Here is a 16,669-nt window from a genome sequence, read left to right on the forward strand (position 1 = left end):
CGACGACGGTCAGACGCGAAAAGGTCGGTAGAAAGACTCTTTTGCGGCGTTAAGCAATTCGCCATCCCCTTCACTGTCTCCATAAGCTTCTGCTATATGAATATTGCCTGAACGTAACGCGTCGTTAAGGCGTCGAATTTTGTTTGGGCCCCATACATTATAGCCCGCTATCTCTCCGGAAAGTACTCCAGAGGCCTCGCTAAGTTCCACAGAAAGAACGTTTTTTCCCGGGAAACCGTGGGACTCGGCCCAGTGAAGCAGATAGGGCGAAATAGAGGCGCTGCAGATATAGACGTGGTCTCCCTCGGCCATTTTTTCCTTAAAGCAAGCCAGAGCTTTAGGGCGAATGAGGCCCGGAATGACCTCTTGGGCGAATCGTTTCGCCCGGTCATCGACTTCGGCGACGGAGCTATTTTTGAAAAATCGTCTTATCACCGCTGCCTTAACTTGGTGGCGGTCAATCCGCCCGAGCTTGTAGGCAATGAAGGTCGGGAGGAGGAGCGTAATATTCAGCAGCCATCGCCAAAAGCCGGCGTGATACCGCAAAAAGAGTGCAAAAGTGTCTTTGGTGGTAATCGTGCCGTCAAAATCAAATACGATCAGGCCTTCGTCAGCTTGACCTGATTTTTTAGCGCCCTTCAGCTTTTCAGAAGGCGGCACAGGCTTATTTGACGAATCATTTTCCACCTGGAGGAATTGCCCCATAAAAAAAGCAATTTCAAGCCACTGTGGGATGCCATGGTTAATAGCTGAAACAACCCTTGCGACCTTCCGCCAAAGCTTACATGAAGATATCGTCTTCGACCCTCAAATAGGTACAAATATGCGCAGAATGATAGCTTACCCTTTGGTTTTAACCGCTTTGGTTCTTTCCGCCTGTTCCGGAAATCAGGAAAATGAAAAAATAAGCACATTGCCGGCATTTGCGCAGGATAATAGCGACCTTACCGTCGACCCGAACGTTGAGTATGGAATGCTTCCTAACGGATTGCGATATGCTGTGCGGTCAAATTCGACGCCGACTAAAACCGCGACCCTATTAATGCGCGTCGATACAGGATCTCTGAACGAGACGGATGAGACGCGGGGGCTAGCTCATTTCTTGGAGCACATGGCCTTTAACGGGTCAAAAAATATCCCCGAAGGCGAGATGATCAAACGGTTGGAAAAGTTTGGTTTGGCTTTTGGCGCAGATACAAACGCCTCAACCAGTTTTGAGCAAACGACCTATCAGTTGGAATTGCCTGAAGTAGATGAGGCTATTCTTGATGAAACGTTGATGATTATGCGCGAAACGGCAGACCGACTTACCCTTGATCCTGAGGCGATTGACCGTGAACGAGGGATCATCCAGGCGGAAAAACGGGCCCGTAGCAGCCCGGCTTTTGATGCCTCACTTGACAATCTTGAATTTTACCTGGGCGATAGCCCTATTCCGGACCGCATTCCTATCGGAACGGTTGAAACGATCGACTCGGTGACGCCCGAGCAATTCAGAGAGTTTTACGAAGGCTATTACCGTCCTGAAAACACCTTCATCGTTTTGGTGGGGGATATTGAAACAGACTATGCAGCGAAGAAGATTGAAGAATATTTCGGTGACTGGGAAGCAGACGGCCAGGCGCTTGCAAAATACGAGGCTGAAACTTTGCCCGCGAGAGAGGCCCGTACCCGCTATTACGTAAATCCGGAAATCCAAACGAGCCTCACTCTGTCCACACTTCGTCCGGCCGAAATCAAAGACGACACAGCGCAGAGCCGTCGGGACAATTTTGTCGAAGGATTAGGAAATCGTATTTTGTCTCGGCGATTAGGCGAGCTTTCTCGCACGACAGACGCGCCTTTTATTAGCGCATCTGCCAGTAATTCAAATCTTTTCGACATTACCGAGTTAAGTTCGTTGTCAATCCGGCCGGAAAAGGGAAAATGGGCGAGTGCGCTTCGCGGGGCGGAGCCTCTCCTACGGCAGGCATTGAAATACGGTTTCTCCCAAGCCGAACTAGACGAGCAAATTGCCAATACGCGCAAGTCTTTGGAAGTGGCAGTTCAGACTTCCCCAACACGCCGCACGCCGGGATTGGCCCGTTCAATTTTGTCTTCTTTTGCAAGTGAAAATGTCGTGACGGACCCCGCCTATAATTTGGAGCGCTTTAATGGCTATGTGGACGACATTACTCTGGAAGAGGTCAACGAAGCGTTCCGCGCGCAGTGGGACGGCGTTATGGAGGCTCCGCAGCTTTATCTTTCGACACCTGAAATCATAGAAGACGCAGATGCAAAATTAATTGCTGCTCTGGAATCGGCCCGTTCTGTCGAAATTGAACCGAGAGCCGAGCAGGAAACACTTGAATTTGCGTATACGGATTGGGGCCCAAAAGGGGAGGTCGTCAGCCGGGAAACAATCGAAGATATAGGCTTCGAGAGCGTGGTTTTTGACAATGGTGTCAAATTAAATGTGAAACAGACGCCCTATCAGAAAGACGTAATTTCCATCTCGGTCGCGATGAGCGGCGGACAATTCACTTTGCCTAGAGATGAACCGGGATTGCGCGTTTTTACCTCTAATGCGCTTAGTCTGGGCGGATTGGAGGCCCACAAAGTGGACGATATTCGGAAAATTATGGCGGGCCGCTCTGTCGGGGCGAGCCAAAGTCTGGGAGATGACCGTCTTTATATTAACGGCTCAACCGTGCCTGATGATCTGGATTTACAGCTGGACCTGATGGCGGCCTACGCAACGGCGCCGGGCTACCGCCCTGAAGCGAAGTCGCAATATGCCAAATATATCAAGTCATTTTATCCAACTTTGGATTCTACACCGGGCGGCGTCGCTTCGCGCGATGTCGATCGATTGATCCGCTCGGGCGATGCCCGATTTGGATTTCCGAGCGAGGAAGAAATGCTTCGGGTAAATACGGATATGGTCAAAAACTGGTTGGACCCCTTTCTTACGGATAGCGCTGTTGAGATCGGCATTGTCGGAGATATAACGCCGGATAGAGCCATAGAAGCTGTGTCGCGGACATTTGGCGCTTTGCCTGATCGGCAGACATCATTTCAGAAACTCGCTGAAGAAGATGTTCAAGTCACATTCCCGGATGGAAAGAAACGTCCGGTGAAACTCACACATGCCGGCGACCCGAGCACAGCGTTGCTTCGGACATATTGGCCGGCCCCTGATGGAAGCAATGCTAAGACAAGCCGCGAAATTTCGATGATTTCCAGATTGTTTCGATTGCGGCTGACAGAGGTGTTGCGGGAAGAGGAGGGGGCAAGCTATTCACCGTCAGCATTTGCCCACACGTCTCGGACTTTCCCTGATTATGGCTATTTAGGTGTGTCGCTCGAAGTTTCTCCCGAAGATATTGACCGCGTCAGCGCCAGAGTGGATGAGATCGCGGCAGAGTTTAGAGCCGGACAAATTGACGACGAACTTTTTGAGCGCGCCATCAAGCCGGTTTTGGAAAGTATCGAGACGTCTTTGGAAAGCAATGGGTATTGGATGAGTGTAATTTCTGAAGCGCAAACGGATAAAGAGCGTCTTGCTCGTCACCGCTCGCGATCCGAGGCGTATCAAAATATGAAAGTAGAAGATCTTCGGGCCCGTGCTAAAACTGTGTTTGAGCCCGGTTCAGCCTTTCGCGTACAGATTTTGCCCGAGACCTAATCGTTGCCGAATATGGAGTTTCTTAATTTTCTTAACCTTAAATCCTCACTATTACTGAGGGTTTAATTGTATATTTACCATAAAATTAGGCTTTAGAGACGCGATCTAACGGTGAAAATTCCTGGTCGGGCGGACTGTGGGAGCTTTGCTCCAAGGGACCTTCTTAGGATGGAGAAAATCTTTTCGAAGCTGAGTCTGCGACCTCAAATGATAATTTCTTCACAGCTAGGAGCGGAGCTGTCGTGAGGGAGGCTTATAATTCCATCGCGGGAAGTCTCATACAGCTCCGGTTAACGGCGTAACGAAGCGAGTTCATCAATAAAAAAGCCGCCCGGATGGGCGGCTTTCTAATTTGATGTATGGTAGTCCGATTTATTCAGCTGGGGCTGTGACACCTGCGGGTTCTTCGACGCCGACAAGTTGTACATTAAACAGAAGCGTCGCATTTGCCGGGATGCCCGGGCGTCCTTGAGGGCCATAAGCCAAGTCACCTGGGATATAGAGCGTGCGGGCTTCGCAAACCTTCATATCCTGAAGGGACTCAATCCAGCCTTTAATGACGCCGTCAGCCGGGAACTCAATGGTTTCGCCGCGCTCATAGGAGCTATCAAAAACGGATCCATCCGGAAAATAGCCGTGATAATGGACCGTCACCATCTCGCTGCCCTCAGGGGAGGCGCCGTCATCAAGACCTTCTTGGACGACTTTATACTGCAGACCACTGGTTGTTGTGGTGACGTCATCACGTTCGTCATTGGCGGTGTGGTAAGCGGCGTAATCTGTGCCTTCGAGGGCAGGGGCGTTCGCGTCATCACCGTAGGCGTCATTGGCGGTAAAGACTTGATCAACGGGGCATGTATAGACCATTTCGCTACTTCCGTCGCCGCCAGAATTACAGGCTGTGAAAGCGAGGGCCGAAAAGCCTGCGAGGGCAATTGTTTTAAGTGAGCGCATGTAAAAAACCTTTCTATGCATTAAACTCGTAAAAACGGATATCAAAGAGCCATACGACTGACTAGCGCGCAAGTTCCCTCATGGCGTCTTCTAATCCAGAAAGAGTCATAGGAAACATCCGGTCTTTGCCAATAATGTCCTGAATCATTTTTGTACTTTGAGAATAATCCCAATATTTTTCTGAGGTCGGGTTTATCCAGACAATATGGGGATAGATATCGGCGAGCCTTTTGAGCCAGACGCCGCCGGCTTCTTCATTCCAATGCTCAACCGAGCCGCCGCGCATGGCGATTTCATAGGGGCTCATCGCTGCGTCGCCAACGATAACAACGCGGTGATCAGACCCAAATTTATGTAAAATATCCCAAGTTGGTGTGACGTTGTTCATTCGCCGAACATTATCTGTCCAGACTTGCTCATACAGACAGTTATGAAAGTAAAAGTATTCTAGGCGTTTGAACTCGCTGCGGGCGGCCGAGAATAAGTCTTCTACCTGCTGAATATGGGCGTCCATTGAGCCGCCGATGTCGAAAAAGGCTAGGACTTTAACGGCGTTGCGCCGTTCGGGCCGCATTTTAATATCGAGCCAGCCCTGTTTGGCTGTACCTTTTATCGTGCCGTTCAAATCCAATTCTTCCGCCGCGCCTTCACGGGCAAACTTACGAAGTCTGCGAAGCGCGACTTTAATGTTACGCGTGCCGATCTCTTTATCCCCGTCGAGGTTTTTGAACTGACGTTTATCCCATACTTTTACGGCTTTCCCGTGGCGGCCTTCTTTCTGGCCAATACGGACGCCTTCGGGGTTATAGCCATAGGCGCCAAAGGGCGAGCGCCCGGCCGTGCCGATATTTTTATTGCCGCCTTCATGGCGTTTGTCTTGGTTTTCAAGGCGCTCTTTCAGAGCTTCCATAATTTTGTCGAAGTCACCAAGTTTTTCAATCTCCGCCATTTCTTCGGGGGAGAGGTGAAGCTCGGCCATCTTCCGAAGCCAATCTTCCGGTATCTGGTGCTCATCTTGACCAAAGATATCACCGACATAATCCAGCCCTCTGAAAACATGAGAGAAGACCTGATCGAACTTATCCAGATTTCGCTCATCCTTTACGAGGGCCGTGCGCGACAGATAATAAAACCCGTCCAAGCTTTCATGCGCGACCCCTTTTTCAACGCCTTCCAGCAGGGTTAGATATTCCCGGATAGACACAGGGACCTTTGCGGCGCGAAGTTCGTTGAAAAATGAATGAAACACTTAGTTTTCTACCTCTTCAGGACGTGTTGGTTCAGGATCGGTTGGCATGACCTATCACGCGCAGGGTATATGAAAACAACAAATTCTAAAGGTCTGCCATTCGCGCCGCACGTGTCATGATTATCTCAAGCTTATGGTAGAGAACAACAGAGCCAGTTTTTACTTACATTCACCTTCATATGACGCGCTGATGCCTTTGGCATTGGCCGCGCATTCGTTGGAATAGGTGTTGCCGTCACAGCCGCAAACCGGGCGATATTCCTGCGTACAAATTTCCGGAACCGTAGTGCACTGACCTGGCGCATCCGCTGCCCCGCACATGTCGCCAATAGTCCGTTTGCAAAACTCTTCTGGTCCGCATTGGGGGCCTTCGCCCTGAACCATGCCGCCGCAATATTTGACACTTTCGTCATCGGTTTCGGACTCGGTCAAATCCGGCGGGGAAAGATGGGGCTGATTCTTTGTTCCGGGAGGCGGCGGGTCAGCTGGACCATTAGTGTTGGGCGCGGCGCAGGCACACAGTGCGGTAATGGATAACAAAAGGAATATTTTTTTCATCACGGTGAACTCCAGTCTGAACAATTTATTCCTTCCTGTTAGGGTATCATCAGGCGCCGCACAAATGCTATACGTAAATTTCATCTTTCCCTTCGGCCCTGCAGACGGCACAAAGGTTTTATGAAAACAGTCCTAAAGATTCTCGCAGTTCTTATCTTAGTCGTCCTTATCACGGGTGGGGTCTATTTATGGACCCCGTCAGGCGCTGAATATAACGAAGACGAAATCAAGGCGGTCGCGTCTGAATATGATGCCCGTATCATTCGGGACAATTTCGGTGTTGCGCATGTCTTTGGCCAGACGGATGCGGATGCCAGCTTTGGCTTTGGCTATGCCCATGCCGAAGATGACTGGACAACTATTCAGGACGTTGTCATCGCGGCCCGCGGAATGAGCGCGCAGTATAAGGGTAAGTCAGTTGCGCCGCAGGATTACCTTTATGATTTGTTTAAGGTCCATGAGGCTGTTTCCGAGAAATATGACACGGAGGTTCGTGATGACGTGAAAGCGGTGGCGAAAGGCTATGCAGACGCTCTGAACCTTTATGCTGTTGAGCACCCAGAAGCGGTTCTACCAGCCGTTTTGCCGATTACAGAACAAGATGTTCTAGCCGGGTTTACTTGGGCAACACCGTTCTTTTATCGTCTTGATGGGTATTTAGAGGAGCTGTTCACGGCAGAAGATAAACCCAATGTATCGCCATGGCAGCAGACTGCGGAATTAGATTTGCCCGACGCGGTGAGGGGGTCTAACGCCTTTGCCGTCGCGCCGTCCCGGAGCGCGGACGGTCACACGCGGCTTATTCTAAATTCGCATCAGCCCATGACCGGACCTTACGCTTGGTATGAGGCGCATATGGTGTCCAAGGAAGGCATGAACATAGCCGGAGCAACATTCCCCGGCGTTCCGATAATCGCGCAGGGCGTAAACCCTAATCTGGGATGGGCGCAGACGGTCAACCGGCCTGACCTGATTGATATTTACGCGCTCGAAGTCGATGATTTTGATAATCCGGCGCAATACAAATTAGACGACGAATGGCAAGATTTTGAGAAAACAGAATCGGAATTTCGGGTGAATCTCTTTGGCCCGTTTTCTCTGCCGGTCAAACGCGATGTGCTCTGGTCCGAACATGGCCCTGTTTTGTCAACGCCGACAGGACATTACGCTATACGCTTCTCAGGTCTCCAAGGCGTGGGCGCTTTGCAGCAATGGTTCGACATGGGCAAAGCGACAAACATGACCGAGTGGCGGGACGCTGTGGCGCAGAACAATGTGCTCTCCTTTAATATCGTTTACGGCGATAAAGACGGCAATATTGGCGAGGTCTATAATGCCAAAATGCCAAACCGTATCGAAGGGCCGGATTGGGAAGATATCCTGCCCGGCGATCAATCAGAGCTTATCTGGACAGATTTCCGGCCCCTGAGTGATATGCCGCAAATCTGGAATCCGGAATGCGGCTGGGTCTTTTCGGCCAATGCAACGCCTTTCAATGTCACAGACCCGGCGTGCAATAATAACCGTGAGGATTTCTCCGAGACTTTCGGAATTGAAGACCGGATTACCAACCGCTCCCGCCGGGCTCTCGAGCTTTTGACAAATGACGAGTCCATTTCGCGCGAGGAGCTTCTCCGCTACCGCGCCGATACGCGGTATGATCCTCAATCGGATTTGATGCGGCTTGTCGTGGATTTGGTCTCCCGTTCCTATGACGAACCCATTTTGGAGGATGCAAAAGAGGTGCTTCGGAACTGGGATGGCGATACGGATAGGAGTTCGCGGGGAGCGGCTCTGGCCGTTATCACCGGCACGCGGGCGCTTGGCTATGAATATAAAGAAAATGAAATGGATCCGGTGGAGGCGTTTCGGCAAAGCGCCGAAGATTTGCGTTTGGCGTTTGGTCGGCTTGACCCGGAATGGGGCGAGGTGAACCGCTTGCAGCGCGGCGAAACGGATCTGCCGCTGGACGGCGCGCCGGATGTCCTGCGTGCGATTTATGCCAATCGGGACGGAGTGGCCGATAGCGGGTCCATGAATGCCTTTGCGGGAGATACGCATATCATGGTGGCAGATTGGGACGAGGCGGGCGAGCTTGATTTGGTCTCCATCCATCAATACGGCGCTGCGACATTGGACGCAGACAATCCGCACTATGCAGACCAAGCCCCGCTTTTCTCAGAGGGGGAGTATAAAGCTATGCCGATGACACTGGAAAGCGTCCTGCCGCTGGCGGAGAGGGACTATCGGCCGGGACAAACTGAATAGGACTATATGAGGATAGCTATAACAGGACGACTATTCCGCACCGCGCTTTTCAAAGCGCAGTCTCTATTGTTGTTTGTTATCTTGTCTTCGTGTGCATCTGTTCCGTCGGACGGAACAAAGCTTAAACATGTTTTAGCCAGCCCTCAGACAATAGTAGTGAGTGTTGAGTTTGAAGAAGACGGCTTGGTCGTCATCCAAGATGTCATGGTCAATGGAAGCAGGATGAATTTTATCCTCGATACTGGCGCGACTCGCTCAGCTTTATTTGAAAGCCAATATAACAATCTATTTGATCCAGAGCATGTACCGGAACAGATTAATGTGCACGGCATATCTGAAATTATTGGTCGTCCCGTTGTGACGCTTCCGGCGTTGGGACTCGGAGGCCTAACTTTTAGAAATTTGTCTCTTGTCATTCTGCCAAACCGCAAGAAGTCGTCTCATTATGACGGCATAATTGGAATGGATATTTTAAAAGACTTCAGTCTTCATTTCTCGCGGCGAGAGGACGCACTCAGCTTGATACCAAAAGAGATGGTCGTAGAGCCTCCGTCGTCATGGCAGGATATTCTTCTATTCTCTAATCCCTTCAAAGAGGATGGCCGCGCTTTTCATTTCTTCGAAATAGAGCTCTCCGGACACCCCGTTCCGGTTCTGTTGGATACCGGGTCTGAATATAATGTGATGAATTGGGGGGTAAATGACCATCCCGAACTTAAGAAGGTTTATGACAGACTCCGTAGAGATTGGGAGTATCAAGGCGCGACAGGTGTCTTTCGTCCTTCTATCAAAATGCGTGCCAATTTAATCACATCAAACGACGTTGTTTGGCAGAACATGGAATTTCTTGTCTTAAATTTAGACGGGCTGAGGATATTGGGTATGGAGGATGAATTCTTGTCTATCGCCAGCTTAAATTTTTTTGAAAATGAAGAATTTTTGATCGATTTCGAGAGAGACGTGATCTTCGTTAAGCCGGATTATGAACGACGCCGCCTTATCGAGCCAACAATATACTATCAAGGCGTGCACTATTAAGGCACAGCAAAATGCTTCTGCCTGTTTGCCAGCTTATCGAGCATCTTCTTTCTTGGGCTTCCAGTAATCGCGGCGGCAGCGTTGCCCCAATCGCACCAGAAGCTCGTAGTTTAGCGTCTCGCCAATGCTGGCTTCGGATTCTAAGTGCGAGCCCCGGAAAACCGCGACGCCGCCCGTTTCTACGGTCAGCCGCGCCTCAGTCACATCCAGAATGGTCAAATCCATGCTCACGCGCCCGATGATGGGGGCTTCCATATCGTGTACAATGGCTGTGCCTTTATTAGAATGGGAGACAGGAACGCCATCAGCATAGCCCGCCCCGACCACGGCAATCCGCATATCTTTGTCGGCCGTGAAGGTCCCATTATACCCGACCGTTTCGCCGGCTTTGATATAGCGTACTTGCAAAATCGGCGCGAGAAGGGTGGCGACGGGTTGGGTGACTTCTTGTTCGGCTTTGGTCGTGGCCTGTCCGCCGTAAAGCGCGATGCCCGGACGGACCATCTGAAAGTGGTAAGGTTTTCCGAGATATATCCCGGCCGAATTGGCAAGTGAAAGCGGGGTGAGAGGGAGTTGCGCTGCCGCTTTGCGAAAACGTTCAAGCTGGGTTTTGTTCATTGGATTTGACGCGTCCGGCGCGCAGGCCAGATGGCTCATAACCCACTCAGGATTTAGTGACTTCCATAGCTTTTTGTCCCGCGCCAATTCTGTCAGGTCTTCCAATGGCAAGCCAAGACGGTTCATGCCGGTATCGATGTGAATGGCGGTGTAAGGAGGTTCATTGACTTCGTCGGCGACACTGGCCCAATACCGCGCCTGTTCGAGCGAATTGATGACGGGTTTGAGCTTAGCGCCAAGCAAGACGCCTTTGTCGCGCGGCGCAGGGCCGTTCAACACATATATGGCCGCGTTAGGGCCAATGCCGTCACGCAGAATTTTACCTTCGCCCGCCGTGGCGACAAAGAATATTCGGCAGCCCGCACCGTATAATGCGCGGCCAACTGGAACCGCCCCGAGGCCGTAAGCATCCGCTTTGACAGCCGCGCCAATCTTGGCGGCCCCGGCCAGTTTGCTTAGCGCCGCATAATTCGCCTTTAGCGCATCAAGATCAACTCGAAGCGTGGGCCGTGTGGAATAAGAAGGTTGGAAAGTCATAAGCGGGACGTAGCGGAGGATTGCGGCAGAGGAAAGGAGATATAGCGGCGAGGGTGAGGTGAAATAAACACCTCTGACATTTGAGAGGGAAGAGTCCGTTTATTCAAAGGTATCGAATGTCGCCGTCCCAGAAAACCTGATGCGGTGTTACGTTCGGCCGAGGAGCTAGTCTAATTTCCTGCAAACATAGATGTTTTAACTAAGGAAGAAAAAGGGTGGCGACGAGCTCAAACCCTTTGGCACTACCAGTCTGCTCTATATGTCCGCCAAATTGTGCGACTGAAGCTTTTATAAGGCGAGCACCAATTCCGTGCGACGGTTTAGGTCCGCCGGGAACCGTTTCGACGCGCATTTGCTCGGCGACATTATTCTTGCATGTCAGAACGAGAGCTTTACCGTTCAGTGCAACATCGAAGCTAATTTCAGAATTTCCCGCAGTAATATTTCCGTGCTTGACTGTGTTGGCTGCGAACTCGTTCGCAATAAGTCCAACGGTACTGGCAATTTTTGGGGATACTCTACAGGTGACGGCGTTGGCGCTTACGGTTACCGAAGGTGGTAGGGAGGTTTCAAGGTTATCAGCCAACATTGGAATATAGTCTTTCAGGTCAACGCCAGTCTCTTCTTTGGAGAGGTAAATCGAGCGGTGCACAGCCGCGACGGCGTCGAGTTGACGCCTTAGGGCGTCGAATGCCGCATCTACTTCACCCGTTTTTCGAGCCTCAGATTTGTATAGTCCAATCGCGCTGGCGATAGAAGAAAGACTGTTTTTTATCCGATGATCCATCTCATCGCGCAAAATGTTTTGAGCGTGCAAAGAACGTCTTAAGTCCAATTCGCGCGTCACGCGCCGGGCCAAGACCTTCAAAGCCTGTTTCTGATCTTCATTCAAAGAGTTGGGTTTAGTGTCGAGCACACAAAGTGTGCCGATGGGCAAGCCATTTTCAGCCTTTATGAGTGCGCCCGCGTAAAATCTCAGGCCGTTATTCGGTATACACAGTTCATTATCGGCGGTGCGAGGGTCCGAATGGGTATCTTCAATGTGGGTGAAATCCTCATCTAAAATGACGTGTGAGCAAATAGAAGTTTCGAGCGGAGTTTCTCGAGCGCCTAATCCGACCTCGGCCTTAAACCATTGTCTTTCTGCGTCGATTAAATTGACCACAGATATTGGCGTGCCGCAAATTTTCGCCGCCAGCTCTACGATGTCATCGAAATCAACCTCGCGCGGAGTGTCCAAGATATCATAACTGTGGAGTGCCGCGAGGCGTTCCTGTTGACGAGGGTGTTTTAATGCTTCCATGTGCATCGTGCTAACCTAAGGTCCGACAACTGACCAGTGTTTTCGGCACCTACCATTAGATTATGGTGGTTGGGCTCAGCCGCATTTAATTGTTTGCCGCATTCGGATGGGTAATTTAGCTCCGCCGCAGATGCGCGAATAGCGGGTTCAGAATTTTTTACGCTATATAGGAAAGCAGAGGGTGCAATTGCGGGGGCATAACAGACGAACGCAACGGCAAGAGAGACGCCGACCTTCCTTAGGAACGCGCGATAGCGTCCATGGGCCATGTGATTTGACCAATATTGGGAAAACCTATTTCCGTCGTTTTTATCAGTCACCGACAGGAAGAATTTCTGTCCCTCTTTCCAAAATACAGGCGGAGATTGAGGCGTGAACAGCCAATGTTGCAATGGCCATGTGAGAAAATAACAGAGCGGCAGAGATGCGCAGTAGGTTTTCCCCCTAGAGCAAGTGAATTGCGAAGGCATCCGCGCATTGACCCCCTTGATTAGGCGTTCTAGCGTATCAATATAATAGTCATATTTATGTCCCAGTCTGTTCGCTGAAACAGACTCACTAATCAGGAAATCCTATGTTTGATCCCGTTGAACAAGCCACTAACTACCTCATCCCGACTGTTGTCGAACAATCCAGTCGCGGGGAGCGGGCTTTCGATATTTATTCACGTCTTTTGCGAGACCGCATTATTTTTCTCTCCGGTCCCGTAGAGGATAATATGGCTGGCTCTATTACTGCACAGCTTTTGTTCCTTGAGAGTGAAAACCCGAAAAAAGAAATTTCAATGTATATTAACTCGCCGGGCGGCGTGGTGACAGCTGGCATGGCGATTTATGATACGATGCAGTATATCAAATCCCCTGTTTCGACTGTGTGTATGGGGCAAGCATGTTCTATGGGTTCTCTACTGCTCGCAGCCGGTGAGCCGGATATGCGAATCGCTCTGCCAAACGCACGCGTTATGGTACATCAACCTTCTGGTGGTTTCCGCGGTCAGGCGTCAGATATTGAGCGTCACGCTCAAGACATTCTGGCGATGAAAAAACGCCTCAACGAGATTTACGTCAAACATACCGGCAAAAAATACGCCTTGATTGAAAAAACACTCGACCGAGACCACTTTATGACTGCTGATGAAGCCAAGGATTTCGGCATTGTCGACCACGTTTATACCTCTCGCGGAGAGAAATAAGAGCGGTCTTTCAGGCGTCACCGTCTAAAATATTGACTGTATAAAGGCTGGGATATTCATATCTCGGCCTTTTCTTTTGACTTGAAACCTCTAGGTTTGAAGTGTCCAATAAGAAAAAATCGCGTGAACTGTAAGGCGCGATTAAGGAAACGGCCTTAATGTGACAGTTCAATGTCACCTAGGCACTGATTTTGCAGGGATTTCACCCAGACATCCCGAAATGAACGAGTACGGTTATGAGCAAAAACACAAGCGGCGAATCAAAAAATACGCTTTACTGTTCCTTCTGCGGCAAGAGCCAGCATGAGGTCAGAAAACTGATTGCGGGCCCAACTGTGTTCATTTGCGACGAATGCGTCGAACTTTGCATGGACATCATCAAGGAAGAGGGCAAAGGCTCTATCGCGAAAACATCTGAAGGCGTCCCAACTCCGAAAGAGATTTGCGAAACTTTGGACGATTATGTCATCGGGCAAAAATACGCTAAACGTGTCCTCTCCGTGGCGGTTCACAATCATTACAAACGCCTAAACCACGCAACTTCCAATCCGGATGTCGAGCTGGCCAAGTCCAATATTCTTCTGGTTGGGCCAACAGGGTGTGGTAAAACCCTTCTCGCGCAGACTTTGGCGCGTATTCTCGATGTGCCGTTCACTATGGCAGATGCGACCACTCTGACCGAAGCCGGTTATGTCGGCGAAGATGTTGAAAATATTATTCTGAAATTGCTTCAGGCTTCCGACTACAATGTTGAACGCGCCCAGCGCGGTATTGTCTATATTGACGAGGTCGACAAGATTTCTCGTAAGTCGGACAATCCGTCTATCACCCGCGATGTGTCGGGTGAGGGCGTGCAGCAAGCTTTGCTCAAGATTATGGAAGGCACTGTTGCCTCTGTTCCTCCGCAAGGCGGACGGAAACACCCGCAACAGGAGTTCCTGCAAGTCGATACAACGAATATCCTTTTCGTTGTCGGCGGGGCCTTTGCCGGACTTGATAAAGTTATTACCAATCGCGGTGATAAAAAATCCATCGGCTTTGGCGGTGATGTCAAGGAGCTGGATGAGCGCCGTATCGGCGATATTTTGCAAGGGGTGGAGCCAGATGATCTGACGCGCTTCGGCCTTATTCCTGAGTTTGTAGGCAGGTTACCTGTCATCGCAACGCTGACAGATTTAGACGAAGATGCGCTGATCACGATTTTGACGCAGCCGCGCAACGCTTTGGTCAAACAGTACGAAACTTTGTTTGACATGGAGAAAGTCAAACTGACCTTCTCTGAGGATGCGCTTAAGGCGATTGCAAAGAAAGCCCTAGCCCGTAAAACCGGGGCGCGGGGACTCCGCTCCATAATGGAAGGTATCCTGCTAGACACGATGTATGACCTCCCGTCTTACGAAGGGGTCGCAGAGGTCGTCATTAACGGCGAAGTGGTCAATGGGACGGCGCAGCCGCTTATCGTGCACTCCGAAGGAGAGGCGGCGCAGGAGCAGCAGGAACAAGCGTCCTGAGTTATGATGATTACAGACTTTCAAAACCGATAAGGATTTAAAAACCGCTCATCAGGGGCGGTTTTTTTGTAGGCGGTGCAACATAGAGCAATGACAGCCAAGCGCAGTCAAATAAGCGCTCCGACCTTGCATGGCCCTAAGCCACGCCCCATCTTGTGTGAAAGATAAAGCGCACAAATACGCGCTATTTGAAGGACTATTATGACTGATACTCATCTTCTACCCGTTTTACCGCTCCGCGACATTGTCGTGTTCCCGCATATGGTGGTGCCTCTGTTTGTTGGGCGCGAAAAGTCCATCAATGCCTTGGAAGAGGTTATGCGGCAGGAAAAGCGTATCTTGCTGCTGACTCAAAAGGATTCTGAGGAAGACGACCCTTCCAAAGACGATATCTTTGACCGCGGCTGTATTGCCAAAATTTTGCAGCTTTTAAAGCTGCCGGACGGGACAGTACGCGTTTTGGTCGAAGGCCAAGAGCGGGCTACGGTGGACGCGTTCACGGATAGCAAAGATTACCTCGAAGCTTATGCCGAAATTATCGAAACGGATATGGAAGGCGCGAGCAAGGCAAAGGCCTTGGCCAAAGAAGTGCGCGAGAAGTTTGATCTCTACGGAAAGCTCAACACCAAAATTGCTGAAGAAGTTGTGGGGTCTGTTACAGAGACAAAAGATCCGGCCAAGCTTTCTGACATTATTGCGGTACATCTCAATGCCGAGATCAAGCATAAGCAAGAGCTGCTTGCTGAGCCGAAAGTGACGGCCCGTCTGAAGACGATTTTGGACCTCATCGATGCCGAAGCCAGCGTGCTGAAAGTCGAAAAGAAGATCCGCGGCCGCGTGAAGCGCCAAATGGAAAAAACCCAACGCGAATATTATTTGAATGAACAGATGAAAGCCATCCAGTCCGAATTGGGCGATGGCGATTCGCCGAATGAAATGGCCGAGCTTCAGGAGAAGATTGAAAAAACCAAGCTCTCCAAAGAGGCTTTGGAGAAGGTCACGGCTGAAATCAAAAAACTCAAACAAATGAGCCCGATGAGCGCCGAAGCGAATGTCTCCCGCAATTATATTGATTGGATGCTGTCCGTGCCGTGGGGCAAGAAAAAACGCATTCAGCGCGATCTCGACAAGGCGCAGGAAATCCTCGACGCGGATCATTACGGTCTCGAAAAAGTCAAAGAACGTATCATTGAATATCTTGCCGTGCAGAGCCGCACGAAAAAGGTCAAAGGTCCGATCCTTTGCCTTGTCGGCCCGCCAGGTGTGGGCAAGACCTCTCTCGGTAAATCCGTTGCCCGCGCAACGGGGCGTGAGTTTGTGCGGGTCGCGCTAGGCGGCGTTCGGGATGAGAGCGAAATTCGCGGTCACCGCCGGACTTATATCGGCTCCATGCCGGGACGCATTATCCAGTCGATGAAAAAAGCAAAATATATCAATCCATTATTTTTGTTTGATGAAGTCGATAAAATGGGAATGGATCATCGCGGCGATCCATCTTCTGCGCTTCTTGAAGTACTGGATCCGGAACAGAACGACACGTTCAACGATCATTATTTGGACGTTGACTACAACCTGTCCGATACAATGTTTATCACGACGGCCAATAGTCTGAATATGCCGCAGCCTCTTTTGGACCGGATGGAGATTATCCGTATCCCGGGCTATACCGAGGACGAGAAAATCGAAATCGCTAAGCGCCATTTACTGCCAGAGCAGATTAAAGAGCATGGTCTAAAGGAAGACGAATTTTCTGTTACAGAAGACGCCCTACGAG

General features: G+C 50.4%; 11 protein-coding genes and 1 pseudogene. 6 read left to right on the forward strand and 6 right to left on the reverse strand.

The features are described 5' to 3' along the window. Positions 1–9: 9 nt before the first annotated feature. Entirely contained in the window at positions 10–687 is a 678-nt protein-coding gene (locus tag ACNA05_RS13420) for an HAD-IB family hydrolase (protein ID WP_415812021.1), read from the reverse strand. 46 nt (positions 688–733) lie between these two features. Between ACNA05_RS13420 and ACNA05_RS13425 the strand changes: the two genes are divergently transcribed. Further along, positions 734–3,667, forward strand: a complete 2,934-nt coding sequence (locus ACNA05_RS13425; RefSeq protein WP_415812022.1) for a M16 family metallopeptidase — start codon at positions 734–736, stop codon at positions 3,665–3,667. A 372-nt stretch (positions 3,668–4,039) separates the two neighbouring features. Here the strand turns inward: ACNA05_RS13425 and ACNA05_RS13430 are convergent, their stop codons facing one another. The 3 genes from ACNA05_RS13430 to ACNA05_RS13440 all read right to left on the reverse strand — a co-directional run bounded on the left by ACNA05_RS13430 (position 4,040) and on the right by ACNA05_RS13440 (position 6,428). Continuing rightward, entirely contained in the window at positions 4,040–4,621 is a 582-nt protein-coding gene (locus ACNA05_RS13430; protein WP_415812023.1) for an FKBP-type peptidyl-prolyl cis-trans isomerase, read from the reverse strand. 61 nt (positions 4,622–4,682) lie between these two features. Beyond that, positions 4,683–5,870, reverse strand: a complete 1,188-nt coding sequence (locus tag ACNA05_RS13435) for a vWA domain-containing protein (protein WP_415812024.1) — start codon at positions 5,868–5,870, stop codon at positions 4,683–4,685. Positions 5,871–6,029: 159 nt separating this feature from the next. Then, positions 6,030–6,428, reverse strand: coding sequence for a Kazal-type serine protease inhibitor family protein (locus tag ACNA05_RS13440; protein ID WP_415812034.1), 399 nt, complete (start codon positions 6,426–6,428; stop codon positions 6,030–6,032). Positions 6,429–6,548: 120 nt separating this feature from the next. On the opposite strand from ACNA05_RS13440, the gene ACNA05_RS13445 reads away from it, so the two are divergent. Both ACNA05_RS13445 and ACNA05_RS13450 read left to right on the forward strand, forming a co-directional pair. Further along, a complete protein-coding gene (locus ACNA05_RS13445) occupies positions 6,549–8,696 on the forward strand; it encodes a penicillin acylase family protein (RefSeq protein WP_415812025.1) in 2,148 nt (715 codons plus the stop codon). 6 nt (positions 8,697–8,702) lie between these two features. Continuing rightward, positions 8,703–9,734, forward strand: a complete 1,032-nt coding sequence (locus ACNA05_RS13450) for an aspartyl protease family protein (protein ID WP_415812026.1) — start codon at positions 8,703–8,705, stop codon at positions 9,732–9,734. Positions 9,735–9,767: 33 nt separating this feature from the next. On the opposite strand, the gene alr is transcribed toward ACNA05_RS13450, so the two are convergent. Continuing rightward, positions 9,768–10,889 carry an alanine racemase gene (gene alr, locus ACNA05_RS13455; RefSeq protein WP_415812027.1) on the reverse strand — a complete coding sequence of 374 codons (1,122 nt, stop codon included), beginning with the start codon at positions 10,887–10,889 and terminating at the stop codon, positions 9,768–9,770. 199 nt (positions 10,890–11,088) lie between these two features. After that, complete coding sequence (locus ACNA05_RS13460; RefSeq protein ID WP_415812028.1) at positions 11,089–12,192, reverse strand: histidine kinase dimerization/phosphoacceptor domain -containing protein; 1,104 nt, start codon at positions 12,190–12,192, stop codon at positions 11,089–11,091. A 574-nt stretch (positions 12,193–12,766) separates the two neighbouring features. On the opposite strand from ACNA05_RS13460, the gene ACNA05_RS13465 reads away from it, so the two are divergent. From ACNA05_RS13465 to lon, 3 genes and pseudogenes are all read left to right on the forward strand, one after another. Further along, on the forward strand, positions 12,767–13,384 hold the full coding sequence (locus tag ACNA05_RS13465) for an ATP-dependent Clp protease proteolytic subunit (RefSeq protein WP_415812029.1): 618 nt from the start codon (positions 12,767–12,769) through the stop codon (positions 13,382–13,384). A 236-nt stretch (positions 13,385–13,620) separates the two neighbouring features. Then, a pseudogene (clpX, locus tag ACNA05_RS13470) lies at positions 13,621–14,936 on the forward strand (ATP-dependent Clp protease ATP-binding subunit ClpX). Positions 14,937–15,096: 160 nt separating this feature from the next. Further along, positions 15,097–16,669: endopeptidase La (lon, locus tag ACNA05_RS13475; protein ID WP_415812030.1), on the forward strand; the 1,573-nt coding region annotated here is incomplete at its 3' end.

The sequence above is a fragment of the Litorimonas haliclonae genome (assembly GCF_965138505.1).
Taxonomy (GTDB): Bacteria; Pseudomonadota; Alphaproteobacteria; order Caulobacterales; family Maricaulaceae; genus Litorimonas; species Litorimonas haliclonae.